This window comes from candidate division KSB1 bacterium, from assembly GCA_034506395.1.
GTDB lineage: Bacteria > Zhuqueibacterota > Zhuqueibacteria > Thermofontimicrobiales > Thermofontimicrobiaceae > Thermofontimicrobium.
This window is the reverse complement of sequence record JAPDPQ010000027.1, coordinates 13989-35202: the sequence shown is the minus strand read 5'-3', so window position 1 is coordinate 35202 and position 21214 is coordinate 13989. Positions and strand designations below refer to the sequence as shown.

At 44.5% G+C, this 21214-nt stretch carries 11 protein-coding genes; 1 reads left to right on the top strand and 10 read right to left on the bottom strand.

The window, feature by feature from the left end; translation table 11 throughout:
• Positions 1-277: 277 nt before the first annotated feature.
• From ONB37_15305 to ONB37_15260, 10 genes are all read right to left on the bottom strand, one after another.
• Positions 278-1426 carry a hypothetical protein gene (locus tag ONB37_15305; GenBank protein ID MDZ7401522.1) on the bottom strand — a complete coding sequence of 383 codons (1149 nt, stop codon included), beginning with the start codon at positions 1424-1426 and terminating at the stop codon, positions 278-280.
• 289 nt (positions 1427-1715) lie between these two features.
• Positions 1716-2375: a hypothetical protein gene (locus ONB37_15300; protein MDZ7401521.1), complete on the bottom strand. Its 660-nt coding sequence runs from the start codon at positions 2373-2375 to the stop codon at positions 1716-1718.
• Between the two features lie 94 nt (positions 2376-2469).
• A complete protein-coding gene (locus ONB37_15295) occupies positions 2470-4275 on the bottom strand; it encodes an ABC transporter ATP-binding protein/permease (GenBank protein MDZ7401520.1) in 1806 nt (601 codons plus the stop codon).
• 187 nt (positions 4276-4462) lie between these two features.
• On the bottom strand, positions 4463-6211 hold the full coding sequence (locus ONB37_15290) for an ABC transporter ATP-binding protein/permease (protein ID MDZ7401519.1): 1749 nt from the start codon (positions 6209-6211) through the stop codon (positions 4463-4465).
• Positions 6212-7014: 803 nt separating this feature from the next.
• Complete coding sequence (locus ONB37_15285; protein MDZ7401518.1) at positions 7015-9354, bottom strand: protein kinase; 2340 nt, start codon at positions 9352-9354, stop codon at positions 7015-7017.
• A gap of 12 nt (positions 9355-9366) precedes the next feature.
• Positions 9367-11163 (bottom strand): tetratricopeptide repeat protein, encoded by a 1797-nt coding sequence (locus ONB37_15280; GenBank protein MDZ7401517.1) that lies wholly within the window; start codon positions 11161-11163, stop codon positions 9367-9369.
• A 230-nt stretch (positions 11164-11393) separates the two neighbouring features.
• Positions 11394-11972, bottom strand: a complete 579-nt coding sequence (locus ONB37_15275; GenBank protein MDZ7401516.1) for a hypothetical protein — start codon at positions 11970-11972, stop codon at positions 11394-11396.
• Positions 11973-12036: 64 nt separating this feature from the next.
• Positions 12037-13557: a protein phosphatase 2C domain-containing protein gene (locus ONB37_15270; GenBank protein MDZ7401515.1), complete on the bottom strand. Its 1521-nt coding sequence runs from the start codon at positions 13555-13557 to the stop codon at positions 12037-12039.
• A gap of 130 nt (positions 13558-13687) precedes the next feature.
• Positions 13688-16132, bottom strand: coding sequence for an FHA domain-containing protein (locus ONB37_15265; protein MDZ7401514.1), 2445 nt, complete (start codon positions 16130-16132; stop codon positions 13688-13690).
• Positions 16133-16156: 24 nt separating this feature from the next.
• The gene (locus ONB37_15260; protein MDZ7401513.1) at positions 16157-19081 is read right to left on the bottom strand and encodes a PEGA domain-containing protein; all 2925 of its coding nucleotides are present in this window, start codon (positions 19079-19081) and stop codon (positions 16157-16159) included.
• A gap of 990 nt (positions 19082-20071) precedes the next feature.
• Here ONB37_15260 and ONB37_15255 point away from each other — a divergent pair.
• Positions 20072-21100: a hypothetical protein gene (locus ONB37_15255; GenBank protein MDZ7401512.1), complete on the top strand. Its 1029-nt coding sequence runs from the start codon at positions 20072-20074 to the stop codon at positions 21098-21100.
• The last annotated feature ends 114 nt before the right edge of the window (positions 21101-21214 follow it).

The window sequence follows — 21214 nt, the reverse complement described above, 5'->3', positions numbered from 1 at the left end:
GATGCCCCATTTTTCTCAGTTAATCCGTCTGCTGGAAGTTTTTAGAGTTGAAAAATAATTATGCCTGCTTGAGCAGGCATCTTTTATGTTCGCAGTTCAGTGACTCCTTGAAATCACAATTTCTAACTTGCCCAATTAAAATTATCATATTAAAATCCGATTTTTACCAAAAATTATGTTAAGAAAGATTGCTTCGTCGCTGTGCGCCTCGCAAGGACAATTGGAATTCGATTTTTATAATAGCAATCATTTAGTGAGATATTAGGGCAGCTGATATTCAATGAGTAAAAATAAACATCATCCGCGCTCCTTTCCCAGCGAACAAATTTTCTCCGCTGCGGTGCTGATAAATTTGAAACCTTTCAGGATTCCAGAAGCCGATCAGGAAGAACTGCCAGCGATCGTAGCTACGCTGCCAACTGATGAAGCGATACCAAGTCTCATTTTTCCAATCATAGTAAATCATGCCCGTAATTCGGTCCAGCAGGCTGATGGGATAGCCCAGCGAGAGTGCTGAAAGCTTTAAGGTCTCGCCACTGCCAAATGCCTGGTCTGCTGTTTCGTAAGCAAAATTCTCTAGGATTCCATGAAGTCCATTTCCCAGATTGAAAGTATAATCTAATCCGATTGTCATCGATCGCTGGTATTTCATGTCAGGGAGATCGATTTTTTGATAGATCAAGGCTGCTTCGAGCCATATTCCGATTCCTGCATCCCATTTGCCATCGACTCCCAGCCGATATTCGGGGATGGATTTAGTCCTCAAAGGTATTCCTCTTATTAATTGAACTTTTTTTAAATCGAGCTGGCGATGATGAAAACTGAGCCCCATTTCTCCCTTATAAATGGGCAACTGCCAACGACCTCCGAGCTCGATTTTTTTGCGATCTGAAGCGATGAGCTCCCAGCCCTTGGTCTCAGCATTGCCATAAAGCGCCCAGAACCAGCAATTGACATTATTCAAAAAATAATATCGCAGCAGCAGGGCATATACGCCATCGGTGAGCTGGAGTGGATCGCGCGGGTCCACTTGATCAAACCACATTAATGGACGAATCAGCGTGGCTGAGCCGAAATTGATCTTTTGAAGTCCGATCCGACCTTCAAATTGGTGCGAAGCGAACCGCAGCCAGAGCCGATAGGGTTTAATCCTCAAGCTTGTGTTAAATTTATTCCAGCCTTCAAATCTGCCTGATCCAAAAACGTTAAGCGCCATATCTGAGCTGAATGAGAAACTGCAAGATAACGATCGCTCTATTGAAAGTTCAGGCAGGTAACGCAGTCCCACCTCTGATCTGTCAATTTGCTTGCCATTGATCGTGGTCCAACCAGAAAGCTGTCCCCGATGGTCCCATGTTTGAGCCACGCATTCCAGGGCAATTGACAAAGTAATCAATGCGAATGTGAAGCTTTTTTTCATTTTCATATTTTCTTCATGAACAAGGTTCGACAGTCGTTACAGATTGAGAGTTCACCTTGATTTCACCGCAGATGAGAGAACGACCTCGGATAAAAAAATCGGAGTTCATCTTATAATCTGGAGGGCGGAAAATAACAGGGTTGTGTTGATCTTTGGCAAGTTTTCCCCACAGATTATCTGATAATTAACAATAGAAAAGATCAGCGTTTGTTTTAACATCTGCGGTGCTGCAAATCATCAATTGGGTTATTTCGATCAATTGAGAACAGTTTTGCCACCACAAAGCTCAAAATTCTCATCTCCCGATCAAGTATCCGATCAATCCCAACAGAATCGGCACGGTCAAATTGTCGAGATTCTTGGGCGAAAACAGCTCGATGATCATTCCGATCAAAGCGGCAAAAAGTGAGAAAAGCAGAACTTCAGTGGATGAAAGATGCTTTGCCTCGATAGCCAGATAAATCAAACAGGAGGCTAACGTGAAAATGAAAAACGAAATGGATCCGGCCAGCGACTTTCGCGGACGCAATTGCCGAATTGGCCATTGTTGCCCGATAACAGCCGCCATGCCATCTCCCCAGGTCATCGCCATGATGCCCACATAGGGCAAGATGAGAAGCGGATGCTGAGAATAAGTGAGCAACGTGCATATTGCCAGCGAGATGGGGTAATAGATCGTTCCCGGATTTTTTTCCTCAAGCTCCATCGCCTTGAAGATCGTAAATTTGTAAGAGAGAAAATTGATCAAGATAAACGCCACCGGCCCGATGAGGGCGATATACCAATCGTCGAAAAAGTACAGGGCAATGAAAACCCAATTGCCCACCGCAATGTGTATGATTTTGCGACTGAACTCATTGCTGAGCTTAAATAGCTTCTGAATCAGCGTAGCTAGAAAAATCATTAGAAAGACGAAAGCGAAAGACAGGATGAGTCCCAAAATATCTTTGTTCATTTTATCCCTCCGAATTTGTTTCTCGCCTTGCGCATGTGGCGCTGAGCTTTGAGATTTGGCCTTGAAAATCCGTCCTGTGTTTTATCCCTTTGCATTAAGCAGCTTCACTGAAGTTCCGATCCATAAATTGTAATCGATAGAGCCGATAATAGATGCCTTTCAATCGTAACAGTTCTTGATGAGTGCCTTCTTCGCGAATCGTACCCTTGTGCAGGACGATGATCCGATCGCAATTTTGAATGGTTGAGAGCCGATGGGCGATGCAAATCGAGGTCCGATTGTTCATCAGTTTCTTGAGTGCCTGTTGAATGAGCAGTTCTGATTCAGTGTCGACACTGGATGTTGCTTCATCCAGGATGAGGATTTGGGGATTAAAGGCCAATGCCCGAGCAAACGCGAGCAATTGTTTCTGGCCGGTCGAAAGCGAGGCCCCGCGCTCCATTACCTGATAGTTAAATTGATCCGGGAGTTTTTCAATGAACGGTAGAGCATTGGCGTCACGAGCTGCATCAGAAATTGCTGCGGCAGAAATGGTTTCGTTTTTAAGGCGGATATTGTCGGCTACTGTGCCAGCGAACAAAAAAACATCCTGCAAGACCAGCCCAATGCGGCTTCGGAGATCTGGCAGGTCCAAATCTTTGATATTGATGCCATCAAGCAAAATCTCACCCTGATGCACATCATAGAAACGGCACAGCAGATTGATGATCGAACTTTTTCCTGCTCCAGTTGCCCCAACAATGGCGATTTTTTCTCCGGGATTCACTCGGAACGAGATGTCCTTCAGCACCCATTCCGGTGATTGGTCGCGGTTGGATTTGTAGGCGAACCAGACATTACGGAATTCGATCGCGCCACGGAATTGGCGAATCCGAATTGGATTTCGCGGATTGACAATTTCGGGCTGCTGATCCAGCAGGAGGAAAATGCGCTCAGAAGAGGCCATGGCCGATTGCAAGATGTTGTATTTATCTGTCAGATCAGAAATAGGCCGAAAGAACCGTCGGGAGTATTCGATGAATAGTACCAGCGTCCCAAATGTCACCGCTCCCTGGTATTTCCAAAGGGCGCCGAACCACAGAATGAGCGCCAATGCCAATGATTCGATAACATCGATCGAGGGCCACAGTAATGAAAAGTAGAAGACGGAGCGCAATTGAGCTTCAAGATGGTTCCGATTGAGTTGGTCGAATTGATTGAAGTTGCGACGTTCACGGTTGAAAATCTGGACCACCATCATGCCAGTAATATTTTCTTGCAAATAAGCATTGATCCGTGCAATCCGGACCCGAATGTCGCGATATGCATCGCGGATGCGGCTTCGAATGAAAAAGAGCACATAGGCTAATAAAGGCAATACGGCAAACGTGATCAGAGCCAATTTCCAATGGACGCTGATCATGACGATAATAATGCCGATCAACAAGAAAAGGTCGCCAAACACCGAAACGATACCAGCAGAAAACCATTCGTTGAGCGCCTCCACATCGCTCGTCAATCGGGTGACCAATCGTCCCACCGGATTCCGATCGAAAAAAGATAGGGATAATTGCAACAGGTGTCGAAATAGCTCTAATCGGATATTATAAATGACTTGTTGTCCAATCCATTGCATCACGTATGTTTGAAGAAAAAGAAAGACGAAATGCAGCGCGAGTACAGCCAAATAGAGCAAGACAATTGTGATAAAGCCTTGCGAGATCCGAGTCACAATATGTCGATCGATCGCGATCTTAATCAGGTAAGGGCCAGCCAGTTCTAAAGCGGTGACCGACAGCAAAATTGCCACTGCCAGTATAACCTGAAACCAAAATGGCTTTAAATATCTTAGCAGCCGTTTCAAAAGCCGGCTGTCATAGGCCCTCCCTAAGACTTCTTCTTCATGATACTGATTCATCATTGACCGCCATCTATCGTGATTTTAATTCGCTCCATCTCAAGATTATAATCTCATGTGACTCTATGAGCGATAAATACATGCAGCTTGACGCTTCCAAATAGGGCTTTTCACAAAATTGGTTGGAGCGTAATTTTTCACTGGCGCGTTGGGTTTGCTACTTTTGCCACAAGCCCGTTGATCAAGACAGCTAAATCTCCTCCAACGCTTGCTCTAACAATTGTCGCTGATAAAGCGAGGCATAGAAGCCCTTTTTTGCTAATAATTGTTCGTGATTGCCTTGTTCGATGATTTCACCATCATTTAATACGATGATCAGATCTGCGTGCTTAATGGTTGAGATGCGATGCGAGATCATAATGGTTGTTTGTTGAAAGTAATTTTCTTGCAAGGCAGCTAAGATCTTTTTTTCCGTATAAGTGTCTACTGATGAAAGGGCATCATCCAGGATGAGGATCTTGGGTTTTCGCAGCAGGGCGCGGGAAATGGCGGTGCGTTGTTTTTGACCGCCCGAGAGATTGATCCCCCGCTCACCAATCAGGGTTTGGTATTTGTCTGGAAAACTCTCCAGATCATCACGAATGGTTGAAATGGCGGCTACGCGCTCGATTTCATCTGGATGGGCGTGCTCTAAGCCGAAGCTGATGTTATCCGCAAGCGTTTCGGAAAAAAGAAAAGCTTCCTGGGGAACCATGCCAATATGGCTCCTCAAAACCTTTAACGGAATCTTATGGATTTCCGTGGCATCTATCAATAGTTCCCCTGAACTGACATCAATAAGCCGAGGAATCAAATGGACAAGGGTGGATTTGCCGCTTCCAGTCGGGCCGATGATGGCTAATGTGCTACCAGCCGGGATTGTTAACGAAATATTTTTTAGCACCGGCTTGCCATTATATGCAAAGCTAACGTTTCGAAACTCGATCTCCCCGCGCAATGTTTTGATCTGATAATCCGTGTTCACCCCATCGGCAATGAGCGGTTCCGTGTCCATGATTTCATTAATCCGATTCATCGAGGCGGAGGCGCGTTGGATCAGATTCAATACCCAGCCCAGAGAGATCATCGGCCAACTCAACATGCCAACCCATGCTGTAAACGCCACCAGATCACCAAGGCTGATTCGATTCGCCATCACAGCGTTTCCACCGAACCAGAGCAAAATCACCAACGACAAACCGAACAGCAGCATCATCAACGACCACATGATCCCTCGCGCTCGCGCCAATGCCAAGTTTTCCTTCAGGTAGCGTTGATTAACCTGTGCGAATTGGCGGATTTCGTTTGGCTCTTGGACATAAGCCTGAACCACTCGAATGCCCGCAATGGTCTCCTGAACATGGGAGGTGATGCCCGAATAGATCCCTTGAACTTGTTCGTAAATTTTATAAAAGAATCCGAAGCTCACATACATGACGAACAAAATGAGCGGGAAGGGGATTAGTGCTAAAACAGCCAACTTTGCATTGGTGCTGAGCATCATGGCGACCACGAAAATGAAGACCAATGTATTTGTAATCGCAAACATTGCGCCCATTCCAATGGTCATTGTGACAGCACCGATGTCGTTGGTGGCGCGGGCCATGAGATCACCGGTTTTGTATTTGATGAAAAATTGCTGGGATAGTCGTTGCAAATGTCCGAAATAGTCATTGCGAAGCTGATATTCAATCTTACGGGATACGCCGATCATGGCTTTTCGAATGAAAAATCGAATTACGGCATACAGGGTGGTCGCCGCTAATAAAATCCCCACATGACCAGCCAAACGAGTCAGTGAGAGCTGGCCTCCGATGGCATCGATGGTACGTTGCAGGATTTTGGGTATTATCGCATACAGACCGTTTGAGATAATGATGAGAATTCCAGAGATGGCAAGCTCACTCCGATACTGCCTTAGATACTTTTTCAACCGAAGAAGAGGTTTTAGCAAAGACATACTGGTTCCACAAACTTTGTGGCGATTGATAAAGTTGATCCAAATGAAATCTAAATAAATCTCTGTACCGAGGGATCAAAATGCAACTCGCTTTCAATAGCCTTGTCCATTGCAAATTCTGGCCGATCAGCGGAATTTAGCCTGCATAGATCGCGAAGGCTTTTTTCGCACAAAAATATAGTCTTATTTCATACAAAAGTCAACAAAATAATCCCCGAATTTTAAGCATATGGAGGCTAAAAATGAGGTGCATCGATCTTCCACCTGATGAATCCATCACAATAACATTGAATGATCGAATGAGTCAGCATATAAAGGCACCCCCAATTTGGTTTGAATTCTTGGAGGTAATTTCTTTTGTTTAACACAAAAGTTTCAGACTGATGGCGAAGGAGGGCTAATTTTGCCGCCAAATTAATTTCGAAAGGCTTCAGATGCTAAATTAGACAGCTAAAGAGTGATGGAAATGTGATGATCTAAAAGATAAAGCTCATCGAGAATTTTAATCGATCAAAATTGCGTGGCGATTTGGCCAAAACTTAGCAAATGGGAAAAAACAGATTCCACCGCTCGGAGTGGAAGGAATCGGACAAGGCAAATCCTTTTTAAAATGTCAGCCAGAATGTGGCAACTGTCTTTCCACTCGGTTCATCTGACTGCTTAGTGACTGAACAATAACCCATCTTTCTGTCATTTCGACCGCAGGGAGAAATCTGTTAATCCAATATTTGTGCAAATAGCAGATTCCTCACTTTGTTCGGAATGACATTTTTGCTCCAAAGTCAATATCTCTCGTTCAGTGACTAATTAGAACGAAAGCTGCTGAGCAATTTAGATAATTCTTGTTCAATGGCAGCCATCGTTTGATAACGATGCTGAGGTGCTTTTTCGATAGCTTTGAAGATGATCGCATCGAGCTCTGGCGAAAGATCGGCGTTGATTTCGGAAGGTGGTTGCGGATCTATATTTCGAATCCGTTCTAAAGTTTTGCTTTGATCTGGATCATAGAACGGATGTTGATTGGTGAACAATTCATACATGATGACGCCGAACGAAAAGACATCGCAAAGGGCATCAAATCCGATTGAATCGATCTGTTCTGGGGCGCCATAGCTTGCCGATTGTAAAGAGCTCATGGCATAATCGACCAGCGGCCGCGCTAATGATGGCAATTGGAAGTCTGTTATTTTTATTTCATCCCCTCCGATCAAAAATATATTATTCGGTTGAAGCCTGCCATGAGCGACCCCCTTTTGATGGACGAACTGAAGCGCTTGACAGATCTGAAGACAAATTTCTAAGGTTCTTCGAATATTAATTTTTTTATTCATGGATCGTTGGACACCCAACGGGATGCCTTCTACATATTCGCGAGCCAGAAAACAAAAATTTTGATCCAAGCCAATGTCATAGATCATCGCGATCTTGGGGTGGGCGATTTTCCCCAGAGCTTTGGCTTGGCTGAGGAACAGCGCAAGCGTCTCCTCCTGTTGGGAATTGCGATTGTACTCTGAATTAAGCAATTTTAGCACCACCAACCGATCGAGCAGTACGTCTGCTGCTTTAAAACAGAGAAATACTGGATTATGGTTCAGTTCATTCAATAGCTTGAATCGGCCGATTTGTTGGATTTTCCCTTGCCGAATTTTCGCAAATGAATCGTTCCAACGCAATTCAAAGACTTGGAGCGGTGTTCCATCAAAAGATTCAGTGATCGGTAATGTTATTGGCTCAAGCTGATAATTTGCCTGTTGATCCAGTTTTTCTTTGAGCGGACTTGTGATCAAAATCTGAATGCGCGGATGATCTGGTTTCATATTGGTGTGATTCGTCATTGCAAATAGCTCCCTCTCCAATTGTAATGGAGCTAATGCCAATTGAATTTCGCGCACCAATGAAGATCGATCTTTGCTTTGCTGTGCTGTGCGAGAATGGATGAGGCACTGGATCTGTCCTTGCAGCGTTTCAGTAGCAGATAGGGAATCGATTTCTTGAACAAAATTGACCGCCAATTTTACTGGAGAAAGAGGTTCTTTCCAGAATAAAATATAACCATCCTGAGCGGCGAATCCACCTAAAAAACTATTGGAAGTTTGGCTTATAGAATTCAGGGTCTCAGATAACCGCTGATTCACCTGTTGCGGAGGGATATCTGTCAATTTTAGCACTTGTAAAACAGACGCTTCGTGGTGCATTAGTTCCAATTGATTTCCAGGCAAAGAGGCCAAAACAGATGCACCATCCCAGGGGGTCATCTTGTTCCAGATTTCTCCGATGGTGGAGAGGTTTGGCAATTGCGGCGACTCTTCCCGGTTCAATCCTTTTTCCCAAATGGTGTTAAGGGCATTTTCAGAAAGAAAAATCTCAAATTCATCAATCGGACGTGGCTGAGGAACAGCCAGTTTTGTTGACTGTTCAGCCAGCATCTGCTTAATCGCCGGGTAGAGATAAATATCCACGAGCCGATCTAACGACGGCAGTCTCTCGAGAAACTCCAGGCAAAGTTTGAGATCTTCAATCGACAATTGGAAATGCTCGGATGTTTGGCGCTGGGCTTGTAAGAAGTTGATCAATAGCCACCGGTAAAACGCATCATTGGTTTGTACCTTGATGAGCTGCTTCAAATAATGGGTGACTCTGTCAAAACCCTGATGTTTCCATTCAAGGGCGATATAAAAGGGCAAGAGCTGGCCAGCCTGATCTGGATCGGACTGAAATTGCCCCATCAGCTCTCGTGCCAGCTCAATATTTCCCTTTTCAAAGCTATTTTTGATGAGGGTCAGGCGAATTTGATCAGCGTTGTTGGGATTGTATTTTAACGCAGTTAAAAAAACCCGCATTGCCAGATCATCTCTGCGATCTATCTTGAGATAAATTTGGCTCAGGATCACATTGAGCACCGCATTTTCTGGCTCAAATTCCAGGGATTTTTCAAACACGCGTTGCGCTTCTTGATCGAACTGCTCTTTCAGAATATAAGCTTTGCTCAAATTCAGAAAAACTTTCGCGTCGTTCGCACCCAGATCAATGGCTGTTTTAAATTTTTCGATCGCTTGTCCATAATCCCCCCGCTCTAAATATGTCTTTCCTAATTCAATTAGCAGTTCAATGATCTTGGAGTTGGTTTGATCTTTTTCAGTCACCTGTTTCACCACCTATTTACCCATCCGATTGAGTTCCTCAGCCAATATCCCATCGATCAACTTCTTGGGGGAATCGGAAACTTTGGACTTTTGTAAATAATATCGCGAAACGATCGGTTCCAATTGCAATTTCAAATGATCGTTATATTGAATCGCGCGTTCAAATACGCGGATCGCGACCTCATCGATCCGGTTCTCATTGATGTAAATATTGGCAAGGGTGATATAGAGTTTGATATTGTTCGGTTTTTTCGATAACAGTCGCTCATAAATCGCCCGGGCTTTATCATATCTTTTCAGCAAAATGTAATAGCGGGCGCGAGTTGTTGGCAAGAGATATAGGATTGCCAACGGAAGGCTTACAAAGCCGATGATCAGCGCTAAAATGAGCTTATTCCCGGCTGTTCTGCCAGAAGTGGCATCTTGGGATAAGCCCATGGTTGATTCAATATTCTGGCGTGCCTGGCTCAACAAAAACTCCGTATTTCGATAGCCCGGTTTGATGAGCTTAATCTTTTCTAATAAGATCATGGCACGTTGCCAATCTTGCTGGCGCATGAGGTCGAGGGCCTGCTGATAATAAGTCTGCGCCAGTTCCTGATCGATGTCGGCATCGCTTTTCATGCCGGATTCGCTTGACGAGCGCATCGCACCAGCGTTGTTTCCTGGGCTAAAATTCGATTCCATTGCGTAGGATTCAACAGGTTCAGAAACCACCACTTCATCCCGCGTGGGCATTCGGCTCATTAGCTCATTGATCCGATTAACCTCTTTTCGCGTTGCCTGAATCCGCGAGTCGATATCTTTATAGTTGGGATTGAGCTCAGCCACTTTCTCGAAATTGGCCAATGCCAGGGTGTAATTGCCTTTCGTGAAATTTTCAACTCCCATGGTATAAAAATTTTCGATCTTCTGCTCATTGAGGATCTGCTCATTTTGTTTCTCCTGAGCCTCCGCCAATAGCTTGGCTATCTCAGCATTATTAGGTCTCAGACTCTTAATTTTTTCCAGATTTTTGATCGCCTCCGACCATTTGCCTTGATTCATATCCGCCAATGCCTGAATGTACAATGGTTGAATTTGTTGATCGCGCGGATCCACTTTTTGGGCCATTAAATCAGCGATCTTTTCCAACTGCTCTTTTGCACCTGCGTGGCTGGAATCCATCTGCAATAGCTGGCGAAAAACTTCTTTGGCATCGGTGAGCTTATTGTTTTTGATCAGGGCTAATCCTTGCTCATACAACTCAGCGACCTTCTGCTGCTCCCGCGCCATCTGAATCCCAAGCTCAAAAGAGCTCCGATTCTCTGGCGAATTGAGAAGCCCTTTCCGAAAATACTCGATCGCTTCAGCGTATCGACCTTGGGAAATTTTGGTCTGCCCCAATTCATATAGCATGAGGTTCTTGAACTGGGTGTCCTTGCTCAATTTCATCGCTTCGTTAAACGCCTTTTCAGCTTCAACCAATTGCCCCAATTTGCGATAACTGGCTCCCAATCGGCTGAGCACATTGCTCTTTAACGAAGGATTTGGATCCGACGTCAACGCTTGATTTAGATGATCCACCGCTTTACCGATCTCTTTTTTACCAATGTAGAGGAGCGCTAAGTTATAATGCGCTTCAGCAAACGCTGGATTCTCCTGGATCGCTTTGAGATAAAACTCAATCTTTTTATCTGTATCTTTTTCGCTGACTGCTTTTCTAAACCAATATGCAGCTCCAATATCTTGTGGATTTCCGGCAAGCAATTCTCGGGTGACGCTCAAAATGAGCAATAATCCGATCAACAAAAGATAATTTTTTCTCATGGCACGCCCCTTATCAAAGTTGGTCAATCAGTTCTATATCTCTGGTGATTTTCTTGCTTTAGTGATCTAAACAATCTACCATGAATTTCTGCTGCGAGCATCCTGGACAGAAAGTTCAAAAATTTATCCAAATTTTGTCGCATGATGCGAGCAAGGCGTCAAATTTTCGGTCAAACAGAAATCAGAGTATTATTTCTGAGCTAATTGTGACTTTGCGACGAACCAAGATGTCACTTTTTTTGCTGAACCTTTTTCATTTGATTGGTCTTTTCGATCGCACCATCAGGAATAATTGATTGCGGTTCTGGTAGAGGCGCGATCCGGGGTTTTGTTTGTGACGAAATCGGGCTAATGCCACGGCCAGGCAGATAAGGAACGTCTTGGCCATTAATGGTCAACGTCAAATGTTCGTTGTGTTGCAATATCAGATTTGTCAATAACGGGTAACTTTCTACACACCGAATGCCCCATTCACTGAATCGGATGATGCAATGATCAAGTGCTGTGAGATAATCATCACAGCTATCGCGAAATTCAATCCCTCGCCAATCAGATGGCCGCGCCGACCTAAATGATCCTAATGATGGATTGGCCAGTTGGGGATCATGAAGGGAGGTAAAAATGATGGGACGCGCCTCACTCCCTTTCGCGATGAGCGATCCCTCCACGATGATTTGATACTGACCAGCAAATTGTACCACTACTCCGGGTTCAATTTTCAATACCAGGCCTTTTGGGACGATAATATCATCCACCACCAGATACGGACTATTTTTGCTATTCCAAATCCCAAATTGGAAACCGGCCATTTGACGCCCAGAGCCGAGCGCCGAACGGCACAAGATCAGTCCGAAGAGAAGGATTATGAAAAGTCTAATTCGATACCGAATCATTTCGTTTGCTTTTGATTTCGATCGCCTTGATGTCGCCAGCCGATACGGTTATGTTCTCCTGATGAAATAATACCCGATCCGTTGAATCGCGAATCGTGATAGTATAGGTTCCTGGTTTCAATGATACGCCCCTTAGCGATAAATAGCTTGACTTGCCCCAAAAATTATTATTTATGAAGACATCTGCATCACCTTGCAGGTTGATCTTTTCCAAGCCAGTAATAAAAATTTTTCCCTGATCGCCAAGATTTCTCTGGAGCGACCAGCTTTGAATTTTTGTCACCAGCGGCAGCTCGGTTTGACTGCCCTTGGATGGATTGTTCATTTTTTTTATGACTGAATCGGGGATAGTCTTGCTCTCAATCTCGATTCCATGACGATTGATCGTTGGATTGAGCTTGGGCAGCGCTGTGGATGCTATCCTGATCGTATCAACTGGGGCACTTGTTGTTTCAATGACAGCAGTTAAATCATGGATTGGGGCGGCGCTTGGGCGTGCCCAATAATTAAACCAGAAAAACCAGACCAGAATAATTCCAATTCCGAATAGGCCAGCAGACACTGCGAATTTGTTTCGGTGCTGACGCCAAATTTTTTTAATCGGAACAATTGTCTCCTCGCTATCTGTGCGCCGATAGAGCTCGCGGTCCAAGATCCGATCTTCGATCATCGTCAATTGTTTGTTCTCTTCCTTCAGCGTCACATAGCTCGATGACTGGTGATTGGAAGATGTCTCTATTTCGTCAACGGCCACTAAAGCCACGGTGATGTTATCGGAACCGTCTTTCATTGTCGCGGTATCGATCAGGTGGGTTAGGCTGTGCTCCAGATTGCCCTGATTGAAGAGGACGATCCGTTTAATCTCATCGTCAGAAAGCGCTCTGGTTAGGCCATCCGTGCAAATCAAAAATAGGTCGCCAGCTTGAACCGGTTCGATGCCTGCATCTATCTTAATCGTACCGCTCAGTCCCAGCGCCCGAGTAATCACATTTTTCTTTTCAAATTTCTGCGCCGCTTCGCTGTCGATCTCCTGATCTTGAATCAATTCATTAACCCAGGTATGATCCTGAGTGAGACGAGTGATCGTTGATCCCCGGATCCGATAAATCCGACTATCGCCCACATGCGCGATGATGGCCAGATTGTGCTGCAATAGTAGGGCGGAGACTGTGGTCCCCATTCCGCTCCATTCTGGGTTTTGGAGGGATTTATGATATATATTGCGATTGGTCAACCGAATTGAACCGATCAAACGAGATGCCATCTCCAGATGATGCATCTCTAGATCTTTGGTGATCTGTTGGTGCAACGACGGATCCAAAAATAAATACATATAGCGGATCGTCATTACTGCAAGCCGGCTTGCATTGGCTCCAGCGTTGTGGCCTCCCATGCCGTCACAGACAATGGCCAATCCTTGCTCTTCAAAAATCCCACAAAAGTCTTCATTGACCGCTCTGGCAATGCCAGTATCACTCCCAGCCAGCATTCGTAATTTCATCGCTCCACCGTTTAAGATAGCTGTTGTATCGACCAATCATTCCTGCATCAGATGCTATCGCTCCATTCCAGCCGAAACCGATGGCTTTTGACGATCCGAACGTCGTCCCTTCAAGTGATATACCGTCATGTCATGGCGTTTTCAGAAAAAGTTTTTTACGTTTTAGAGGCGAATAAATATTGTAACCAATAGCAACGCCGCTTAATAGGAACGAGAACAGAATTATTACATAGTAGCGCGATGGTGACAGCTTTGCCAGTCGATTGCACCCAGAATGGTGTGCATCGAAATTGAGCTGGCCCCATAAAATTTCTCCTGGCATAATTTGCGCATTGGTTTGAAGGAGGCTGAAATTATCATTGTTCTTTCTTAAAAGAATCTCAAGCTTTTTGTCTCTTTTAAAATCAGCCACCGTCGGAGTGCCAATAATTGCCTGTTCAACATTTTCGATCGGGGTGTTTTCTCTGAGAAGCTTACCATCTTTGCCATTGAAAATATAGAGGCCTCGCCAAAAACCAGCGACCAAGACATCTATTATTCGGTCTTTATTAATGTCGATCAATACAGGGTAACTTGCGAATTGCTCTTGGTTTTCAGGAAGGTAACCCCAAAGGATTTTCTTTTGACCCGCCCCCTTGCCAAGACCGTCGTATGCGATGAGCGCGTTATTGCTAGTCAGAATTACAACATCTAAACGACCGTCATCGTTTAAATCAGCGATCATTGGAGGTGCAATAGCACCGCGCAAGGAACCCGCATCGAGTTGGTCATGCCATAGACGTTTCAGACCATTACCGCTTAAAGCCAACACATGATTTTCCTCAGTCAATAGCACACAGTCGTCGTAAGCGTCATGATCTAAATCTCCGATTGCGACGCGTTGTCGGATCGGATGATCCTCAAAGAACGAACCTTTCGCCTTTTGAAATTCTTCGTTGACATCGAAGATATGACTGAAGTTTCCACTTGTGCCGTCGAAAATGAGCAATTTGCCATTTTCAGTCCCCAATATCACCTCGGGCAGACCATCGCGATCGACATCGCCAGCAGAAGGAGTGCAGCGAATCTCCGCTTCGACCTGGAGCGATGTCCATTGCGGATTGCCCACTGAGCCATAACCGATATGGACCTGGCCTGTTTGGCTCGCAATAAAGACATCTTGGAATCCATCGCCGTTTAAATCCGCCACCACTGGGCTGCCTGAAAACAGACCACCCAACAGGGGACTGGTCCAGATCTCATTCCCGCTACTACCTTCGATGGCGTAGAGAGTTGAGTTGTTTGCAGGGATCAATAAATCTGGCAAGCGATTGTTGTTTAAGTCTGTGATGACTAAACTAACTCCCGATTGCAGTTGTTGAGCCACTGGACGGTTCCATAGGGGCTTCATCGATCGTCCATTGATAACGATCAAATAGCCTTTCTGATCTGCATATGCTACATCCACATAGCCATCGCCGTTGAAATCCCCAATAGCTGGAGCTAAACCCGCCATGTTAGCAAGTACCTGGTTGACCGGCAGCAGAGGTGTCGTCAATTCTGGTAATGCGATAAACGGGATTTCTGTCAACTGAAGCGTCTCAGGCTTCTGGTTGATGACCCTTAGTCGGGAGATCGAATTGATGATCAACAATAACAGCAGTACTACTCCGATTGCCGTACCAATTTGCACCACCCAATTAGAATTCCGTACCCACCATGAACCGCATCTTTTGGGGGGCGAAAAATCCATCATGACCTCCGGCACGAAACGAAAAATAGTGCTCTTCTGGTCACTAACAATTTCAATTTCATCATTCGGATAAAGCTGGACCACATCCTCTTCGCCCAATTGTTTGCGATTGACTCGAGTTCTGGTTTTGCTCCGCTTATCCATGATATAATATTTGCCGTTCTCCATAAATATGGTCGCATGTCGCCGGGAGATACTTGGATCCACTTCGTTTTTCTCATTCTCCCGAATGACAATGTCGTTTAAGGTACTATCCCGACCGATTTTCGTCACACCATAGTTGAGACGGTAAATCTTGCCCAAGTAAGGTCCATAAATGGCCAGCAGGTAATGGGGAATCAGTTTTTCTGAAGCCGGAGGTGCAAACGCAGTCGTGCCTTTGCTGACTTCCTCAGACTCTACCACCATGGTTGCTACCCCATCACCTGTTTCCGCGATCTCCCCTCCGGTATCCAGTGCCGGAGCCTTTGGAGAACTGGGGCCAGGTGTTGGTGCAGCTAAATCCAAATGCGGTATTTCTTCAAAATCGCTCGCACTCTTTTCAAATAACACATTCTCAAATATCAATGTATGATCACCGATTTTAATTTCATCACCACTGGATAGTGGCATTCGATCGGTAATCAGTTCTCCATTTAAATAGCTTCCAAAAGCGCTTTGAGTATCCCTAACGAAATATCGAGTTCCTTCTTTTTCAATGACCAAATGATGCATTGAAACCTTTTTATCTGCAATAATCAGATCGTTGTCCCCCTCTGAACCAATAGTGATTCTGCTCTGGAATGGCCGAATGGAAAATTCCTTGTAAACTTCAGCCTTCCGCTTGACAACGATTTTCGGCATAGGTTATCTCTCCATTCTAAGTTTTTATTGGATGATTAACTTAAATTCCAGTTTGCTATTTCCTGATTTGGTGTTCAAAATGGCATATTTCTCAAAATAGCCAAATTTTTTCACTCTAAAACTATATTCGCCTGGACCAACTTTATTGGTGCAGCGACCATTTTCATCGGTAGCCCCAAAATAGGTCTCGCTGGTCTGAGTGCCACTCAAAGGCCGATAGCTAATTTGTGCATCTTTGAGCGGTAAACCGGTGAGCCCATCAGTCACTATTACTTCTACCAATGCTATTGCTGGCTCCATCTTTACGACCACGTCCTTGTCCCGAGTCGTCACTGTGACAGTAGCATCTTTATAACCTTCCTTGCTCAACACAACTTGCAGATCAACAGGCGGTAGACTCAGCTCGCAGGGAGTCCTATCATTTCGAGGATAGGCCTTATTATTTTGAATGATTCGCACGATCCGCGCCCCGATCTCATTATTACCCAAATCATTAATATCCTTAGCGAAGAAACGCACATTTCGGGTTAGCATCACAGAAATCGATTCAGGCCCATTTTTGTCAACTGTCACCGTAATAGTTCGAGAATTGAATCCTGCCTTTTGAAAAATAATTTCGTGCTTACCCATGGTCAGGGCAATCGTGCTGGACACGTCGGTTCGGCCCGAGGGCGTTGGAGAACCATCAATATAGAAAATTGCACCAGAGGGAATGCAAGAAACATAGATAAATTTCTTGAATATACCCTCCACCACATATCGCTTCGGTTCTCCGTCAATCGTTTTGAATGACCACACCCGACGATCTTCGATCTCCTCACTCCCATCTAACGTATTCAGATTAAAGCCAGATAATCTTTGAAAATTTTCTTGTTCCATTTCCAATGAGAACGGGATACCAGCTTCCCATTCGACGGTCGTTGGAGTTTTCTGGGGGTAGAGCAACTGATTAATATAAATTGTTGCGCCTTTTGGCTCTGAGGTGATCTCAATAGGCGATTTGAAACGGAATAGATAGGGATCATATCCTTTGCGGACTTTCTCTCCAGCTACCTTTACCTGTCCCTTGCTTGGGACATGGATCGATTTAATCAGTGGACTAAATCCTGGAGCAGTCAACCTCAGCTCATGGACGCCTGGCGAAATTTTAGCGATTGAAAGTGGTGTTTTTCCGTTTATCGGTTTATTGTCAAGATATACGGTTGCGCCAACGGGCAGCGATGAAATTCGAATGGCCGGGGGGAACAACCGATCATAAATAGCAGAACCGATCGGAGTTAGTTGTAAGACCAAATCGAGCACAAAAAACAAGATTGCAGCCGTTGCGAAACCGATCCCAATTCGGGTGAATACTTTTTTATGGCGATCCGTAGATAACCGAATGACATCAATTACGGTTTTTAGGTCGTCCTCGCCTTCCTCCTCACTTGCGACGGACACATCTCGGGATGGTGTCACAGTTTTTCCCCGAACAGCGGCTGATCGCGCCAGGCCATCGCGTGACTCCAATACAGACTCTGAGGCATTGTCGCTTTTCCCAAGCTCGTCAATGAAAATTTCGCCTTGATTTTTTTCATGAGCTTGATCACTCGACCAGCGATGCCTCACCGACCCAACGTTTATGTCTTCCAATTCTGAATAGGGTTGACCTAAAATCTTGGAATCTCCATCATCATTGATGGATTTCCCGTCCAACACAATTGTAACAGCATCGCTGTTCGGCTCACCCGTTACTGGCTCAGCAGGCGTCGTTTGGCTTGCTTGATCTTCGATAATACCCTCAATCGATTCAGCTATCGACTGCTCTCCTTTTAGATCGGAACTCGATTGCAATTCTTCCGAAGCAAAAGATGCTGATCCACCAGCTGGGAGATCGCTCACCTCTTCGGAGCTTGATAGGCCATATGAGGCATCTATAACTATCTTGGGTTCTTTCATTTTAAATTGATCGAAAGCTGGAGCTGGAGTCGGCGTTACATTGGCTTTGCCATCTGGCAATGACTCCTCCGCTCTGCCGTTCGATTCCATCACCTGCGCCACAAAATCGCCAAGCTCCTCCGCAAAATCAACTGAACGGGCAGTCGCCATCAAGTATTCCACTAGATCAAGATAAACCCCGTTCGCACCTTGGTAGCGTTGATCTGAGTCCCGCTGCAGCATTTTTAAAACAATTTGTTGCAGCGATACATCAATATGATGTCGTTCAAGCACCGAAGCATCGATCTTGCATTTCTTGATGAGTTCAATGGTTTGATATGGATCATCCAGCGGAAATAACCTCTCGCCTGTCAGCATTTCGTAAAACACTGCACCGAGGGAAAAGATATCAGTTCGTCGATCTATAACCCCTCCATTAACCTGCTCTGGGGCCATATACGGCAATTTGCCAGATAGCACGATCTGATCCGAGCTATCGGTTTGAAATCGAATCTTCGCCAAACCGAAATCGATCAATTTTACATGCCCCGATGAGGACGCCATAATATTGGAAGGGGAAATATCTTGATGAACTAGACGCAAAGGTTTATCGGTCATTAAATCTCGTTTATTATGAGCATACTCCAGCGCTTTGCATATTTCCTTAACAATAAACACGCTCAGGTGATGTGGGATCGTCATGTTGCGTTTTTGACACCAACGCAAAATTTTGCCAAGATCCACCCCATCGATATATTCCATGATGATGAAAAATTGTCCATTTTCATCTCGTACTAAGTTATAGATATGCACAATATTATTGTGGCTTAGCTTGCCAGCATTTTTCGCTTCTTCCAGAAATAAATCAATATATCTTGCCTCACGCAATAGACTCGGCTCAATTGCCTTGATGGCAACTGGTTTCTCGAATACATGATCATAACCTTTATAAACAATTCCAAAGCCCCCTTGCTTAATTTTAGAAACGATCTCATATTTGTTCTGTATAAGTCGCTTCTCTTCCTGGTTCATATCATTACCTCAAATTTGAGCGATTCATTTTGTAATTTTATTTATTGACAAGTTATGCCTGATCTGATTGCGGTTCCGGGCATAGAAGCCACGATCGTAAGTGTTAGCTAGTGCAATTCATTCGATGGTTGTACAAGCCCATGCGAATGATCATCGAAATCATCCAGATTGGCGGAAGAACAGTTATGGGAGGGATGATGCACGTTTCGTTCCAGGGCTGGCCCGTTCACAATCCAATAAATTAATTTTTCGTTTAATTTGACAAACGCTAAGTTATTATCTCGCATAGCATATAGATGAATTCCATTACAAATAACATGCCATCAGAATAATAGCTAAATGACTTTGATAGACTTATTAAATTCAAAAGTTAATCATTCTATCAATGTTAATCCCTAAATATTATTTTGATACACCTTGATACATTGTTACAAACCAGGACAGGAACGTAATTGACCAGTTCTTGAGCAGCATGTTCAGATTCTATTTTGATTATTTTATCACATGATTAATTTTCATGCTGGTTCATAGATTGAAATTCGCCAGCCTAAAGATTTCTATTCAATTAAAAATTATGGCCTCACTTTGGATCGGGATTATCAAAAATGTTACGGATTAGGTAACAACAAACTACCAGCTCAATGGCTACGATGTCGACGGATTTCAAAAAAGTGGAAGGATCACTAAACAAGATATGAGTTGCGCATCAGAGGATAAACTGAGCCAAAGTTTCAATTTCCGTCAGGCTATTGCTGTACCTATTGGTACTATTTTTTAAAGCTTTTGCTGTTTCAAGTACAAAATTTGAAAAGTTGGATACCAGTTCCAAGAGGAGGCTATTATTCTATGTTCTAAGAGGTTATGGTCCATGTTCCAGCAGTGAAGGGCTGATGGTCTACTGTTTGCGTTTCATTTAATCGAAAACGTAAATTGAAGTCCTCAGAATTAATCAACCATTTTTGCATTATCCTAACATAAGGAGAATGAGCTATGAAAAACTCAATTTCGCTTTTCATCCTGATGATCTTTCTAGCAGCAGCTGTAATTACCGGTGGTTGCTCAAAAAATTCACCTACTGAACCAGATCAAATTGGTGAAGGAACCGAGCTGGATCAGCCCTATGGTGGGTTCACTACCTCGGATGAATTGCCTGCGTTTGGAGATGCTTCGATTGAAGCTGATTTTGGCGATGATGAGATCGTCAATGATATCATCAGCACCGATCCTTCATTTGCTAACGATCTGGCATCAAATGCCACTAAAGTTTATTATGTTCGGATCGCTTGGGGATTGCTCCAAGGTGATTCGACTGCCACGGACGTGGTGAATTGGGGTGGATCAGCCACAATTACGCGGGGTAAGTTGGGGATTATGAAGACCATCTTATTTGAGCGGAACCAGAACGACCACATTGTCTTGCCGCGATCCGATCGTCGCACCGTGCAGTGGGTTTCAAATACTGTCACGCATCTCGACGGTATTTTGCTGGTCATCGTGGACAAGGATACGCTGAACGTTCCAGGGGCATTTACTTTTACCACTTCTTTGTATTCCAAGACCTTCAGCTTTGACGAACTGGATTCGTTACAACTGGTTGAAACGGTCACACCGCAAGGGCACCAAGTGTCAATCCAGGCGTATAGCAAGCAAATCATCCGTCTCGGCGGAGGTTTTGTGGAGGGAAAATGGCTCAAAACAAGAGAACACGGTGGCGTTTTTCGGGGGCGCTGGATTGATGAAATCGGGACCCGTGTAGGGCATATAAAAGGCATCTGGGGGATCAATCGCCTGGGTGAGAAAGTGTTCTTTGGCAAATATATCTCACTGAACGGACAATTCGGAGGGATACTGGCCGGAAATTGGGGAAATGACGATTCCAACGAAACGAATGGCTGGTTCAAAGGCCGCTGGGTGAATCGATCTTTAACCACAATCGGAACCATATCTGGCTATTGGAAGGTTAGCACCAAAAGTTCAGAACGCGGCTTCTTCCACGGAAAATGGCAACGAAAAAGTTAGTATCCACCATGACACAAAACGTGAGACTTGTCTGGCTTTGAAACGAACCAGCGTCTCACGTTTTGTTTTTTGACGACGGTCGATCTGCAAATATTACCATTTCTACCCTAATTT

Excerpts from the sequence above, each read along its gene's own strand:
- ONB37_15305 (MDZ7401522.1), bottom strand. The coding sequence starts at position 1,426 with ATGAAAATGAAAAAAAGCTTCACATTCGCATTGATTACTTTGTCAATT.
- ONB37_15300 (MDZ7401521.1), bottom strand. The coding sequence starts at position 2,375 with ATGAACAAAGATATTTTGGGACTCATCCTGTCTTTCGCTTTCGTCTTT.
- ONB37_15295 (MDZ7401520.1), bottom strand. The coding sequence starts at position 4,275 with ATGATGAATCAGTATCATGAAGAAGAAGTCTTAGGGAGGGCCTATGAC.
- ONB37_15290 (MDZ7401519.1), bottom strand. The coding sequence starts at position 6,211 with ATGTCTTTGCTAAAACCTCTTCTTCGGTTGAAAAAGTATCTAAGGCAG.
- ONB37_15280 (MDZ7401517.1), bottom strand. The coding sequence starts at position 11,163 with ATGAGAAAAAATTATCTTTTGTTGATCGGATTATTGCTCATTTTGAGC.
- ONB37_15275 (MDZ7401516.1), bottom strand. The coding sequence starts at position 11,972 with ATGGCCGGTTTCCAATTTGGGATTTGGAATAGCAAAAATAGTCCGTAT.
- ONB37_15270 (MDZ7401515.1), bottom strand. The coding sequence starts at position 13,557 with ATGAAATTACGAATGCTGGCTGGGAGTGATACTGGCATTGCCAGAGCG.
- ONB37_15265 (MDZ7401514.1), bottom strand. The coding sequence starts at position 16,132 with ATGCCGAAAATCGTTGTCAAGCGGAAGGCTGAAGTTTACAAGGAATTT.
- ONB37_15260 (MDZ7401513.1), bottom strand. The coding sequence starts at position 19,081 with ATGAACCAGGAAGAGAAGCGACTTATACAGAACAAATATGAGATCGTT.
- ONB37_15255 (MDZ7401512.1), top strand. The coding sequence starts at position 20,072 with ATGAAAAACTCAATTTCGCTTTTCATCCTGATGATCTTTCTAGCAGCA.